At 48.7% G+C, this 12406-nt stretch carries 13 protein-coding genes and 3 pseudogenes; 8 read left to right on the top strand and 8 right to left on the bottom strand.

The genetic code is table 11. The features are described 5' to 3' along the window. Positions 1-18: 18 nt before the first annotated feature. From ACIPF8_RS22890 to ACIPF8_RS22870, 5 genes are all read right to left on the bottom strand, one after another. Positions 19-312 carry a hypothetical protein gene (locus ACIPF8_RS22890; protein WP_400425808.1) on the bottom strand — a complete coding sequence of 98 codons (294 nt, stop codon included), beginning with the start codon at positions 310-312 and terminating at the stop codon, positions 19-21. A 670-nt stretch (positions 313-982) separates the two neighbouring features. Beyond that, positions 983-1411: a hypothetical protein gene (locus ACIPF8_RS22885; protein ID WP_400425806.1), complete on the bottom strand. Its 429-nt coding sequence runs from the start codon at positions 1409-1411 to the stop codon at positions 983-985. Between the two features lie 386 nt (positions 1412-1797). Then, positions 1798-2481: a response regulator transcription factor gene (locus tag ACIPF8_RS22880; protein ID WP_400425804.1), complete on the bottom strand. Its 684-nt coding sequence runs from the start codon at positions 2479-2481 to the stop codon at positions 1798-1800. 186 nt (positions 2482-2667) lie between these two features. Next, on the bottom strand, positions 2668-3015 hold the full coding sequence (locus tag ACIPF8_RS22875; RefSeq protein WP_400425802.1) for a DUF6404 family protein: 348 nt from the start codon (positions 3013-3015) through the stop codon (positions 2668-2670). Between the two features lie 86 nt (positions 3016-3101). Further along, the gene (locus tag ACIPF8_RS22870) at positions 3102-3386 is read right to left on the bottom strand and encodes a hypothetical protein (protein ID WP_400425800.1); all 285 of its coding nucleotides are present in this window, start codon (positions 3384-3386) and stop codon (positions 3102-3104) included. Positions 3387-3613: 227 nt separating this feature from the next. Here ACIPF8_RS22870 and ACIPF8_RS22865 point away from each other — a divergent pair, with 227 nt between their 5' ends. From ACIPF8_RS22865 to ACIPF8_RS22845, 5 genes and pseudogenes are all read left to right on the top strand, one after another. Beyond that, a complete protein-coding gene (locus ACIPF8_RS22865; RefSeq protein WP_400425798.1) occupies positions 3614-4261 on the top strand; it encodes a phage baseplate assembly protein V in 648 nt (215 codons plus the stop codon). Continuing rightward, on the top strand, positions 4258-4581 hold the full coding sequence (locus tag ACIPF8_RS22860) for a hypothetical protein (protein WP_400425796.1): 324 nt from the start codon (positions 4258-4260) through the stop codon (positions 4579-4581). The genes ACIPF8_RS22865 and ACIPF8_RS22860 overlap by 4 nt, the downstream gene beginning before the upstream one ends. After that, a pseudogene (locus ACIPF8_RS22855) lies at positions 4484-5596 on the top strand (phage tail sheath protein). Before ACIPF8_RS22860 ends, ACIPF8_RS22855 begins: the two are co-directional and overlap by 98 nt. Positions 5597-5617: 21 nt before the next feature. Next, positions 5618-6145: pseudogene (locus tag ACIPF8_RS22850) on the top strand (phage major tail tube protein). 108 nt (positions 6146-6253) lie between these two features. After that, the gene (locus tag ACIPF8_RS22845; protein ID WP_400425794.1) at positions 6254-6568 is read left to right on the top strand and encodes a phage tail assembly protein; all 315 of its coding nucleotides are present in this window, start codon (positions 6254-6256) and stop codon (positions 6566-6568) included. Between the two features lie 151 nt (positions 6569-6719). Here the strand turns inward: ACIPF8_RS22845 and ACIPF8_RS22840 are convergent. Together ACIPF8_RS22840 and ACIPF8_RS22835 are read right to left on the bottom strand one after the other, a co-directional pair. Further along, positions 6720-7422, bottom strand: a pseudogene (locus ACIPF8_RS22840) (IS6 family transposase). 128 nt (positions 7423-7550) lie between these two features. After that, the gene (locus ACIPF8_RS22835; protein ID WP_400425792.1) at positions 7551-8282 is read right to left on the bottom strand and encodes a hypothetical protein; all 732 of its coding nucleotides are present in this window, start codon (positions 8280-8282) and stop codon (positions 7551-7553) included. A gap of 155 nt (positions 8283-8437) precedes the next feature. Between ACIPF8_RS22835 and ACIPF8_RS22830 the strand changes: the two genes are divergently transcribed. After that, complete coding sequence (locus ACIPF8_RS22830) at positions 8438-8674, top strand: helix-turn-helix transcriptional regulator (RefSeq protein ID WP_400425790.1); 237 nt, start codon at positions 8438-8440, stop codon at positions 8672-8674. A gap of 227 nt (positions 8675-8901) precedes the next feature. Then, a complete protein-coding gene (locus ACIPF8_RS22825; protein ID WP_400425788.1) occupies positions 8902-11142 on the top strand; it encodes a phage/plasmid primase, P4 family in 2241 nt (746 codons plus the stop codon). 252 nt (positions 11143-11394) lie between these two features. On the opposite strand, the gene ACIPF8_RS22820 is transcribed toward ACIPF8_RS22825, so the two are convergent. Continuing rightward, positions 11395-11856, bottom strand: a complete 462-nt coding sequence (locus ACIPF8_RS22820; protein ID WP_400425787.1) for a hypothetical protein — start codon at positions 11854-11856, stop codon at positions 11395-11397. 64 nt (positions 11857-11920) lie between these two features. Between ACIPF8_RS22820 and ACIPF8_RS22815 the strand changes: the two genes are divergently transcribed. Continuing rightward, the gene (locus ACIPF8_RS22815) at positions 11921-12202 is read left to right on the top strand and encodes a hypothetical protein (protein WP_400425785.1); all 282 of its coding nucleotides are present in this window, start codon (positions 11921-11923) and stop codon (positions 12200-12202) included. The last annotated feature ends 204 nt before the right edge of the window (positions 12203-12406 follow it).

The raw sequence follows: 12406 nt of genomic DNA, 5'->3' as shown, positions 1-12406 counted from the left end.
TAGCAGTATTTCGTGTCATTAATCTGAATTAGGCAAATCAATCGCCATCAGCGAAACCGCGTATTCAAGAGTTTTTTTATAGTCAGGTATGCTTGGATGCGTATTATTTGCCAATGCTGCCAAACTACATTCAAAAATTCGTTGATTGATCCTAGGGTCTCCGGTCTTGACCTTCGTCAAATAATAGCGAACATCTTTGATCGCGAGAAGTACCGAGAATCGGACATCCTGGCCATAAAGAGCCAGTGTCGCGCACCTCAAAATTTTATCGATTATCTCATTGAGAAAATTATCGTTGACATAGGTTTCCATTTGACATCTCTTCAAAAGCGATCGCTAGTCAAAATAATCGCTGAAGTCGGTTCAGTTCGTCCAATGTTAAACACGGATTTTTACAATCGTTTTCAAATAAATTTACAATCTGCAAGTGTATATGTCACCTCGTACACACTTCTTGCCTCCCGGCTAGCAGCAATTTCATAAAGCAATAATCTGTAGCTCATAAGTACCATGACAGCAAATTACCAATCTCACCAGCACATGAGTTATGAGCTGGATCGTCAAGGACTTGAGTTGAAGCCGCGCCGAACGAATCGCTAGCTTGCCAGCAGGCATCGGACTACATCGCACAACGCGAAACTCAATAAATTATGCGGTAGAAAGAGAGGAGTTAAACTGCAAAGAGTCGCAACGCTAGAGACCATCCGTAGGAAAAAAATAAAAATTAAGCGAGATGATAGCCATTTTTATTAAACACTTCTTTTGCGCGATTGGCATAGATCGCTCGCCTTTATCAAATTGAATTCACCACCGCGACAGTATCAAAAAGGCCGGCGTATTGCTACCCGGCCCGGCCTTTGCTTAGATTAAGTGCGACTGATCAAATATTGATTCGTGATGTGGAACTACGCTACATTAACCGCACATTGCAGTCCAGAAGGAATTTTCTCCACAACGATATGACACAGATCAACGCCTGCTGTTAGCCTCCCCAATAGTGGCGATGCCAACTGCCATATGCACCATAGTCCCCTACATAGCGAGGCGCTTCGTCACGAACAAATACTGAAGCAGGACGATAAATCACTGGCTGCGGCCGGATCACCACGATCGGATCCGGGCGATAAATGACGGGGCGTGGCCGTACTATGACTACAGGTGCCGGCCGGTAAATGACGGATCTGGGACGAACAAAAACAGGCGTAGGGCGATATACGATTCGAGTCGGTTGCTTTACCACAATGGGTGCAGGACGATAGCTAGCTGCTGGCGTGCTCACCACCACAGTGGTTTTAGAAACGTAGTTTGCGGATGGATTGGCGTTCACCTGGACGGATACATCAGCATATGCCGCAACTGCGAATCCCAGTCCGGCACCGGCAACAATTAAAAGACGGAGAGTGGTTTTCATAGCTTCATTCCTTTTAAACGTGTTGTATTACAAATTTGATGAATGTTGACAACAACATCTCAATTCATTTGGTACACGCTCAGAATGCCATGGCAGACACATCGTAGGTGATGCAGATTTGTGTGAGATGTAAGTGGCTGAAAGTGCACATTCGTCCTGCTGCAAAGAAAGCACGACGCAAACAAGAATGGATAATAGTCCTATCAACATCCCCTCCCCATGTTCCTACAGCGCCCTCAGGAAGAATGCGATACATGACCGCGGATGACTATCGAATCGCATGCGGTTAAAAACTACGTCGATATCGATCGCAGCGCCAGCGTATGGAAGTAAAAACCGACCAGAACGCCAATATGATATGCGCCGTCATTCGCTTTTTAATTTCGCTACAATTTCACTAAACGATATCCATAGCGATGAATCGGACTCAAACGATATCCATTTTCTGGGGTCAGTTGCAGTTTGATTCGTATCCTCGATATATGCGTGTCGATGGTACGCGACGATATTTCCACATTACTGATCCATATTTTTTCGCGTATGAATGCACGCGACACAGGTTGACCAAAGTTCCTAAAAATCAATAATGCAATCTCAAACTCTTTGGGGCTCAACTCAATATTCTGACCGGCTCTATTGAGGAGAGAACAACGCACATCGAATACATAGTCATCAAAAATAACTTTATCATCGTTTTTTTTCTCGAGATACACTCGCCTTAAGAGAGCTTGCACACGGCCAACCAATTCTTTACTTCGGAAAGGTTTAATCATGTAATCATCGGCGCCAGCCTCAAGAATATGAACAATATCCTCTTCATCGGAACGGCAAGTGACAAACAAAACAGGGATGTTAGGTGCCAATTTTTGTCTAACCAAAAATAGCACCTCAAGTCCGTTTAATTCTGGAATCAGCCAATCAAGAATTAACAGATCATAACTATCAATATTTAGGACATCCAATAATGCTTTGCTACTATTGAAGACTTCACATGCATGACCGCTAGATGTCAGTAACTCGCTGGTAAATTTAGTCTGAATTGGGTCATCATCTAGAATAGCAATTTTCATATTTTCGCGTTTCTGATGCAGAAATTTAGCAATTCGAAAATCGTTTCAGTACGACCAACAAAGACGGATAAAATATCGCTATCGCATCTGGTCTTTATTTGGAATCATTAGTACTGATCAAGTATTAGTTCGTATTTCTCTGCTACGCCAACTCGGTGGATTTTAGAAATCTACTGAGAATTCAATCTACAGATCACTCCACGAAGGCAAATGATGTCGGCGTGAGACGAAGTAATAGTGCAGCGCCATCATGAGGCCGAAAGCGACTCCAGCGAGCATCGCCTGCATCAAGCAAGCCATCACCGCCCCTCCAATAGGCAACCATACCAAGAACCACAAGCTACCTCCCCAGACCACGCTGAACCATCCTCCAAAAAAAAGACAGTTACAAGAAAGGCTAGCGAGATGCGGGGGAGGTACTGAAAGACCTGCTTGCCAGAACAAGCGATGCAACCACGGTGCGTAGCTGTTGCTCGGTATATTTGTGCCCGCCAGTAAAGTCAGCGCAGCGTCAATTTTTAATGAATAAGGCATCAGCGGCGTGTTGCGTTCAGTAATGAAAGAAACCTCGGCAGCGAAGAATGGCTGAATCTAGCCGTCTCGTATCGACTTGAGAGATTTCACTCGGGAACGACGCAGATCATTCGAATGCGCAAAGCCATCTCGCGCAAATGATGGGACATGCCATCGTCAGCACGGTCGGCCAACGCCATTAATCCATTTTTGAATGCCCATAAAATGGCATCAGGATCGCGCGGTTTGTGCCTACCCAAATAAAAAAAAACATCTTGAATAATCTTATCAACAGTAAGATGCTCATTTCTCCCTCCCCTCGCCATTACGACCAGGTCGGATATCTTATCTAGGCTATTACGGAGAAATTGGTTACTAGCGTAGGTTTGCATGCAAAACCTTCCAAGTAGAATTATCTTCAAATGTGAAGCCATCCTAAATAGCAGTGCATCGCTTGTCGATCACCTTTCCTGCCTTTTGACGATAGTTTTCAAATATCAACATTTAATAACAGTAACATCCACATATCCCCACCTAACCAGAGTTCCCTCAGTCACTAACGCCGATACCAACCCGCTTCCAGGTGCGGTAATTTGCACAACCCGGCAACATGCGATGCATGACTGCCGACTTCTCCGAACTGCTACGCCTACTTCTGAATCTGATCCGGTTCGGCACCATTGCCGATATCGATCACGACGCCCAGCGCGTGCGCGTCCGCGTCGGCGGCAATCTCACCACTTGGCGCCCGTGGATCACGTTACGCGCCGGTGATGCACAATCATGGTTCCCGCCGTCCGTAGGCGAACAGGTCATCGTCTTGTCACCCGAAGGCGAATTGCCCAATGCCGTGATTCTGCCGGCGCTCTATTCCGATAAATCCCGACCGCCGTCAACCAATCCGGCGCACCACACCACGCGCTACATCGACGGCACCGTGATCCAGTACGACAGTGCCGCGCATATCTTGAGCGCAACGCTGCCGGACGGCACCAGCGTCACCGTCGCCCCCGGTAAAGTCACCTCCAACGCCGAGGACACCGAATGCACCGGCAATTTGACGGTGCAAAAGAATCTGATCGTCAACGGTTCTGTCGCCTTGAATAGCGGCATGAACGTCAAGGCCGGCAAAGAAGGCGAACCGGCTGCCATGGTGCAAGGCATCATCCAGGCCGCCGTCGACATGATCGCCAACAGCGTCAGCTTAGTGATGCATTCGCACGGCGGTGTGAAGAAAGGCGACGACGATGTAGGTGGCCCGAAATGATGAACGCCCGTACCGGTCGCGCTATGGCTCGCTCGGATCACATCCGCCAGTCACTGACCGACATTCTGACCACTCCTATTGGTTCGTGCCTGATGCGCCGCCCCTACGGCTCCGAAATGCCGGGGCTGATCGACCAACCGTTGAACGGTGCGACCGTGCTGCGAATCTATGCCGCCACCGCCTACATTATGCTACGTTCGGAAAACCGAGGGTACACGTCCGATCCGTACAATCAGCATCGCAGTCATCTGTTTAATTGCCACCGCCGAAGATGCAGATCCCAAGGTGTTTCCGATCGACACGCCTGTGCTGCTGACTAATGTCATTTCCGCCCTGGGGAAAGCCGGCACCACCGGCACGCTACGCCGTAGCCTGGAAGCCATCGGCGCGCAAACTAAGCCGTTCACGATTGTGGTGCGCGTGGCTGAAGGCAAGGATGAGGCTGAGACCACCTCCAACGTGATCGGCACCACCACAGCATCCGGCCAGTGCACCGGCATCAAGGCGCTGCTGGCGGCGCAGGCCCGGACCGGGGTGAAGCCGCGCATCCTGGGCGCTTCGGGGCTCGACACCAAGGCCGTCACCAATGCCCTGATCAGCGTGGCCCAGCAACTGCGCGGCTTCGTCTATGCGGCAGCGCACGGCTGTCTGACCAAGGAAAATGCTTTGCTGTACCGCAAGGATTTCGGCCAGCGTGAACTGATGTTGATCTGGCCGGATTTTGTAAGCTGGGACACTGCCACCAATGCCGAGGCTAGCATCCCGGCAGTCGCTTACGCGCTGGATCTGCGCGCCAAGCTGGACTAGGAAATCGGCTGGTACAAGACCTTATCGAATATCCCGTTAAACGGTCCGACCGGCATTTCGGTGGACGTGTTCTAGGATCTGCAAGATCCGGCCACCGATGCCGGCTACCTCAACGCGAAGGAAGTCACCACCTTGATCAACAGCGGTGACTTCCGTTTCTGGGGTTCTCGTACCTGCGAGGTCGGAGGCTTTTTTTACTTTGAGAACTACACCCGCACCGCCCAGGTCGTCGCCGACACGATTGCCGAAGCGCACATGGCCTATGTCGACGTACCAATGCATCCGTCCTTGGTGAAAGACATGAATGAGAGCATCAGTGCCAAGTTCCGCGACCTGGTCAAACAGGGTTATCTGCTGGTCGGTAGCGCCTGGTTCGATGAACAGTACAACAGCAAGGGGAATTTGAAGGACGGCAAGCTGGCCATCGATTACGACTACGCGCCTGTCCCGCCGCTGGAAAACCTGATGTTCCAGCAGCGCATCACCGACCACCACCTGCCCGACTTCGCCGCTGCCGTTAACGCGTAGTCGCCGACCTATCCCATTTGCATAGAAAGCACACCACAGCATGGGCATGCAAAAAAACTCAAGGACTTTATGTTGTTCGATAGCGGCCAAGCCTATCGCGGCGAGATCGAGGAAGTCACCCTCCCCAAATTATCCCGCAAGACCGAGGAATATATTGCCGGCGGCATGAGCAGCCCGATCCCCGTTGATCCGGGCAACGAAGCCATCACCCTCGAATGGACCGCTGGCGGCCTGTTGATCAACGCGCTGCTGCAGGATGGCGCCCGCAGCCACAACGCCACGCAACTGCGCTTTGCCGGCGGCTACGAAAGCGATGACGACGGCGTCATCTCGGCCGTCGAGATCGTCGTGCGCGGCCGCCATAAGGAGATCGATATGGGCGTCGCCAAGGTCGGGGACGACACCAAGTAGAAATTCGCGACCGCCAGCAGCTACTACAAGCTGACCATCGATAACAAGCCCATTTACGAATTTAATTTCATTAACGGCGTCGAAAAAATTGGTGGTAAAGACACGAATGCTTCGATTCGCCGAGCTATAGGCCTCTAAGCTTGGGACTAGCGTTACGACCAACAACGCTGTCAGACCCGAGATCAATGCCAGCATCAACACCAACACTAATTTCTTTTTTTTATTCACCTATAAAGACTCCATCTTATGAAAATCACCTCCAAGAACACGCAAGATAATTTTCTCACCGACACGGCCGATGCCGGCGTCTATAAAACGATTACCCTGGAAGAACCGTTGACACGTGGCGATACCTTGATCACCAGCGTGCAAATTCGTAAACCCGTCGCCGGGGAGCTGCGCGGCGTCTCGCTGATGGATCTCGGTAATCTGGATGTCGTTTCTCTGCAGCGCGTATTGCCGTGCATCACCATCCCGACTTTGGCGTCGCATGACGTGGCAAAGCTCGACCTCTCAGACCTGATGGCGCTGGGTTCTGAGGTGGCCATTTTTTTTTGCTGAAGAAAGCCGATCGTCCAGTGGTCTACCCGAATTCGTAGAAGATCCGATGGCCGATATTGCAGTGGTGTTTCACTGGCCGCCGTAGGCCATGGACGAATTGGTTCTGTTGCGATAAGGAGTTAATCGGGAGAGAAGGCGCGCAATGCTCATTTCATGCAACCAGGGAATAGAACTGCTCTGCTGCGGACGCAACTTGCCTGTCGAGGCAATTAAGTTGGCCCTTCTTGAGCATGTGCATGGTCTCAATGCCGGCGAGGATTCTGGTAGCTGATCGGAAGGATTTGAAGCCGAGCATGGGCCGGATGATGCGTTTGATGGCGCAATGATCCTGTTCGACGACGTTGTTCAGATACTTCACCTGGCGCAGTTCGATCGGCGCACCAGTCTCATTCTGAATGCTTTGGATGGCGGCCCTGTTGGCAGCACTCTTGTCGATGGTGATCTTGTCAGGCAAGCCGTGATGGCCGATAGCGCGTTCCAGAAAGCGGCGTGCCGCAGCCTGATCCCGCTTGGCTGTCAGCAGGAAGTCGACCATGCCCCCATCACGATCGACGGCGCGATAGAGATACTTCCACTGGTCGCCCACCAGCACACAGGTTTCGTCCATGCGCCAGCTGCTGCCGACAGGTCGCTTGCAACGGCGAAACATTGCTGCCAGCACCGGCAGAATCTTGAGCGACCAGCGATGGATGGTCGTGTGATCGACGAATACGCCGCGCTCATGCATCATTTCTTCGATATGCCGCAGGGCTCAACGGATATGCCACCTACCAGCGCACGCACGTTAGCATTACTTCCAGCGGATAGTGCCGCCGCTTGAGCACCTTGCGTAACGTCTCGTTCATCGCATTCATCCATTGTCAAACCGCTTACTCTATCAGAACCAGCTTACTGCAACAGAACCCAAAAGGGCACTTGGCAAAGGCAACTTCAGACATCGAATCGCAACCATCATCACCCGCCTAGATGGAATGCAATTTCTTCATCGTCGGGCCCAATCTTCATCGCTCTCCTTCTTACCACTGTCCTTATCGTTTTGAATTAACGTTGACACTATCATCCGGCGTGGTCTCTCAGTAGATATCATGCCTTCTGAGCCAACTAGGCTGTAATTCTTTTCGGAAAATGAATTGATGCACTCCACAATAATCCACGGAGTGAACGGAACAGTAGATATTCGAGAGCGACCTAAATTATCAACAACCGTCGTCGCCAACAGATAGCGATTTCCAGCCGTAATGTGTAATCGATATCGATACCCTGCCGGCGGCAAAGGTATACCCACCCTCCGGGTAAGTGTCCTTGCTTTTACCAAGGAAACCTCGCGAGAAGAAACGGCAGCATAAATCCGCAGTGAGAAACCGGCACAACTTCGTACTATCGTTGGCATCCACAAATCGGGGCTTAACTTCTTCTTCCCACTCCCTACTTTAGCCAGCTTTATTTTTGCGCTGAGTCGGCCTTTACTTCTTTCTAGATCATCTAAAACTTCAGAATTTTTCTTCACTAAATAAGCGTACCGAATTTCTCCCTTGGCCGTTCTAAAAAAAAGAGTTTTATGCGCTTCTTTTTTGATTTTCGGAAGCCATTTTTCTCGAAAATTTAACGTAGATTTTCGCAGTTTCCACATCACCTTCCGATTCGTAAGCAATTTTTCCTCTGCGACAGTTTTTTCCCGTATCACACTCATTTTTACTTTTTTATCCAGTTGCATATCATTATTTTTTTCAAATAAATCAAATATTTACATAAGTATCAATGTAAATAATTCAGTCGTTTCTAAAATTCCATTTCGTCCCGAGTAAATACGTCAAGTATAGGCATTTGAGTCTCTACCGGGAAAGCGCCGAGCGGCTTACTGGAGCGTTTATGAAAACCATAGTTTTGAAAGATATCACCAAAAATACTGTCGAACTGCCACTGATTTTTTTACGCAGAAAAGCAGTCGAACAAATGACCGGCTTGTCCAAATCGTCCCTTTATCAGCAAATCCAATTGGGCGAGTTTCCTGCACCTGTCCAATTGACAAAAACAGGCATGGCAGTGGCATGGTTGAACACAGAGGTGAATCTCTGGATGCAAAGCCGCATTCAACAACGCAAGTAATCGATTGCTGATGGTAATTGCAGATTTGTTTTCCGTAAGAAAAAAAACTGCAATTTCATCATAAATTCCACTGTCAACGCGTTGCCTCCCCCGAAGATGGAGGAGATGGAAGCGTTTTCTTTTAATTTCTATAAAAAGAAAACGGGGACTCACCTAGATCACACGCCCGTGATTTGCCTCCATCGCTCCCATAGCACGGGGAGGTAGGGCTATATGAAAGATAAAAAATGAGTACAAAATCAAAGTTGAAACCAGTAACTGACGAGATGTATCAATTCAAGACAATTTTCCACCCTAACGTAAAAGCGTGCTATCAAACATTCAGTAAGAAGCCTGGTCTTGAAAAAAAATCAGATTATTTCTTGAGCAAATGGACTACTAAAACCAAAGACAAATTGATGACTGCCAATCTGGATCAGATGGAGGTCAGCATGATGATCAACCGTGGTAATGGCCGTGGCTCTAAGAACGTGACTGACATCACTGCGCTATTCATTGACTGCGATGACAACAAGATGACTAAAGAAAAATTACTCGCCTTGCCTATTCCACCCCAATTGATTGTCGAGACGTCGCCAGGAAACTTCCATGCTTACTGGCTGGTCAAGGATTGCGACGTTGCTCAATTCAAACCTATACAGAAGGCGTTAGCGACATCACTCGGGACTGACCCTAATATTTGCGACCCAAGCCGTGTCATGCGCATGCCGGGAACGATCAACTGGAAACGCGACACACCGTTTTTAGTCAAAATTGTTCATATTGAAAAGGATCCTAAGCGCATTGCCATCGACCGCTTCATCAAAAAAATGAAGTTGGTGATACAGGCGCCGAACACGTCGGACAAGAAATTGTATGAAACCGGCAATGGCGTATCTACAGACATCAATCCGGCTAAAGAAATGACACCGGAAATGCGTGCCAGAGTCGAGGCAACTATAACAGGAATCAATGCTGATAATCGCTTGTTGTGGCTTCGCTTCGGCAAGGCGATTCATAGTGCAGATCGCACTGAACGCGGATACGACTTATGGACGAAGTGGTCGCAGAAATCGACCAAGTTCGATGAAGTGGAGCAGCGTAAACACTGGGATGCTTTTAAGGCTGATGGTGCTCTAAATATTGAATCACTGTTCTGGCTTGCTAACCGCGAAAAAAGAGATAAAAATTTAGCACTTGATGAAATGTCTATGGCCGATCTGTTTGCCGACTCAGTAAAACATCGTTTGCGTTACGACCGTGTTAATAAGTCATGGCTGTACTTTTCTGGTGTTGTGTGGAAAGTCGATATGCAGGCCCCTCTTCGAATTGCGCGGGATTTCATTGAGGAATTGAGCCAAGGCAACGCAGGTAACGATTCGGTTAAGCGCTTTCGCAGCAATGGCGGCCTGAAGGCTATCGTTTCTCAAGCTGAGTTGCTGGATGAGTTAAACATATCGGCCCAGGATTTTGATAAAGATCCGAACCTATTCGCGGTCATGAACGGAGTGATTGATCTGACCACCGGCGAATTCCGTAATGCGCAAGCGAGCGACTACCTGCGTCGGCAAGCAAACGTCGAATTCGATCCAAATGCGAAATGCCCACATTGGGCTGAGTTCCTCCGTTCAGTATTGAGAGAAGATAATGACTTACATCGTTGCCTTCGTCGCGCCATGGGATACACCATGTTTGGCCATGCCAACTTACAGATTTTCTTCATGATAATCGGCCCAGGTGGTAACGGTAAGGGCGTTCTGATGCGCACGATGCAAGCGATGATGGGTGAATATGGTCAGAGTGTCGCGCCAAATTTACTGACCAGCGCGTACAGCGGCAATGCGAACGGTCCTTCGCCGGCGCTTGCGCGTTTATATGGTGCACGCATGGTTGTCTGCACGGAACTGCCCACTGACCGCAAGCTCGATGACGCATTTATCAAGCAGTATGCTGGTGGTGACGAGATTACAGCGCGGCAGACTTATGGTGATATTTTTTCGTTCAAGCCTGAGGGAAAACTGTGGATCTCAACCAATGAGGTGCCTGAGATTCGCGCTAGTGATGAAGCAATGTGGCGCCGTATCAAGCCTATCCCCTTCAACCAGAAAATCAGAGAAAAGGACGTTGACGAAAATCTCGAGAAAAAATTTGCGAAGGAATATCCCGGCATTCTCAACTGGATGTTAGATGGGGCAAAGGGTTTTTCTGCTAGCGGATTGGGTCGTTGTGCTGCTATTAAAAAACTGGAAAATAAGCTGCGCAAGGATGCCGATTCAGTACATGCTTGGAAGTCTGAGTTTTGCACCGAGGAGGAAGGCGAGCATACTCAGGCCAGCGTTGCATACGACAGTTACACGAATTACATGCGTACGCTGCGTCGCAAGCCTCTGAGTGTGGCGGCCTTCCGGGCGAGCCTAGTAGAAAAGGGTTTTCACCATAAGAAGAGCACTCAATGCAATTTTTATGATGGCTTTCGTCTCCGGAACTAAATTGCAATAGACGTACCCCGGTAGTTCTTGAAGCGATGACCTATGTGCTTTATGCGGCATGGGTCATCGCCATTGCGTCGCTCGTTGAGCTTCATTAACCCGCTGCAGACCGCCGCAGCCACCGGCACACAAGTACTGCGATTTGAACGCGTGCGCCATCGCTGTTTCAATCGAAGTTACGGGAAAATAGCTCGAATTAAAGCAGTTGCGGACAGCTTTTATTGGAGCGTGAATGATAAATTCAACGGCAGATCATTGTGCTTTTAGAACTTTCCCATTCTCGGAAATCACGCCGTTTTCGAAAATGTATTTCACCCTCTTGCCTTTCTCATCTTTCATATTCAGCATGATTCTGGCACCACTTTGAATCACTTGTGGACCATCATCGCAAGTGCCAAACGATGGCGATATTTTTACGTCATATTTGCTCACTACAGTGACAAAGAAATTCAACTGGCAAGTTGCGCTGACCCCATCCGCCACAAGCACAACATCCTTGTCGTTCAAAACGAATTTACTCTTAAATGACATTCGCAATGAATCTGTTTCGGTGCTCAGTTTTTTACGGTCTAAAAATAGGCTCACATTACCTGCATCACCTGTGATCGAGAGTTTTCCTGCCCGCGTTGCTATCGTCGTGTTGTCATCCGCAAAAACAGATCCCACCAAAAGAGCCGTGGCAAGAAAAAGGAAATTGCGCAATATAGATATCATTTAATGATCCTCAGGAATTTGTTTGTCAATAAAGCGCTTTTACATTCTGTATTTGAATAACCGAATGCAAAAGAAATCAGAAGGCTACACATCTGGCAAGAACGAAATACTTGATGAGAATGTCGAAATTATCTTATTTGCTGGAACGCTCTCATGCATCGGCGAGGGTCCCCACCCAACATTCCCATGGCTGACGCGATATTTGATAAAGAACGTAGAAGTTCGTTTTTTGCCCTCTCCGTGGCACATCGCTCAGCAACAACTTGCGCGCCCTCTTTTTGAATGGTTGCTCTTATCAGTTTCTCCATTTGCTTTGGATCAAATCCATTGTCCTTCGCTGTACTAGGGCTCATTATTTCTTCTAAGTCATGGAAATCCGTTGCGCATACTTCAGCCGCCCTAGTTAGCTGCGCACATGCGGGCGGTATTTGCTGACCATAAGAATATTGAGAAAGCGCGATAAACAAAGTCACGACCACCGCGTGAGTTGACTTTTGTGGACTGAACAGCATTTTTTCTCCTTTGAGAGTACAGAATAAGAATCTTGATA

The organism is Collimonas sp. NPDC087041 (assembly GCF_044745265.1).
In the GTDB taxonomy this organism is placed as follows: Bacteria; Pseudomonadota; Gammaproteobacteria; order Burkholderiales; family Burkholderiaceae_D; genus Collimonas.
This window is presented reverse-complemented; position numbering and strand designations above follow the sequence as displayed.

Excerpts from the sequence above, each read along its gene's own strand:
- ACIPF8_RS22870 (WP_400425800.1), bottom strand. The coding sequence starts at position 3,386 with ATGCAAACCTACGCTAGTAACCAATTTCTCCGTAATAGCCTAGATAAG.
- ACIPF8_RS22835 (WP_400425792.1), bottom strand. The coding sequence starts at position 8,282 with ATGCAACTGGATAAAAAAGTAAAAATGAGTGTGATACGGGAAAAAACT.
- ACIPF8_RS22845 (WP_400425794.1), top strand. The coding sequence starts at position 6,254 with ATGAAAATCACCTCCAAGAACACGCAAGATAATTTTCTCACCGACACG.
- ACIPF8_RS22890 (WP_400425808.1), bottom strand. The coding sequence starts at position 312 with ATGGAAACCTATGTCAACGATAATTTTCTCAATGAGATAATCGATAAA.
- ACIPF8_RS22860 (WP_400425796.1), top strand. The coding sequence starts at position 4,258 with ATGATGAACGCCCGTACCGGTCGCGCTATGGCTCGCTCGGATCACATC.
- ACIPF8_RS22815 (WP_400425785.1), top strand. The coding sequence starts at position 11,921 with ATGCAAAAGAAATCAGAAGGCTACACATCTGGCAAGAACGAAATACTT.
- ACIPF8_RS22820 (WP_400425787.1), bottom strand. The coding sequence starts at position 11,856 with ATGATATCTATATTGCGCAATTTCCTTTTTCTTGCCACGGCTCTTTTG.
- ACIPF8_RS22875 (WP_400425802.1), bottom strand. The coding sequence starts at position 3,015 with ATGCCTTATTCATTAAAAATTGACGCTGCGCTGACTTTACTGGCGGGC.
- ACIPF8_RS22830 (WP_400425790.1), top strand. The coding sequence starts at position 8,438 with ATGAAAACCATAGTTTTGAAAGATATCACCAAAAATACTGTCGAACTG.
- ACIPF8_RS22885 (WP_400425806.1), bottom strand. The coding sequence starts at position 1,411 with ATGAAAACCACTCTCCGTCTTTTAATTGTTGCCGGTGCCGGACTGGGA.
- ACIPF8_RS22880 (WP_400425804.1), bottom strand. The coding sequence starts at position 2,481 with ATGAAAATTGCTATTCTAGATGATGACCCAATTCAGACTAAATTTACC.
- ACIPF8_RS22865 (WP_400425798.1), top strand. The coding sequence starts at position 3,614 with ATGACTGCCGACTTCTCCGAACTGCTACGCCTACTTCTGAATCTGATC.
- ACIPF8_RS22825 (WP_400425788.1), top strand. The coding sequence starts at position 8,902 with ATGAGTACAAAATCAAAGTTGAAACCAGTAACTGACGAGATGTATCAA.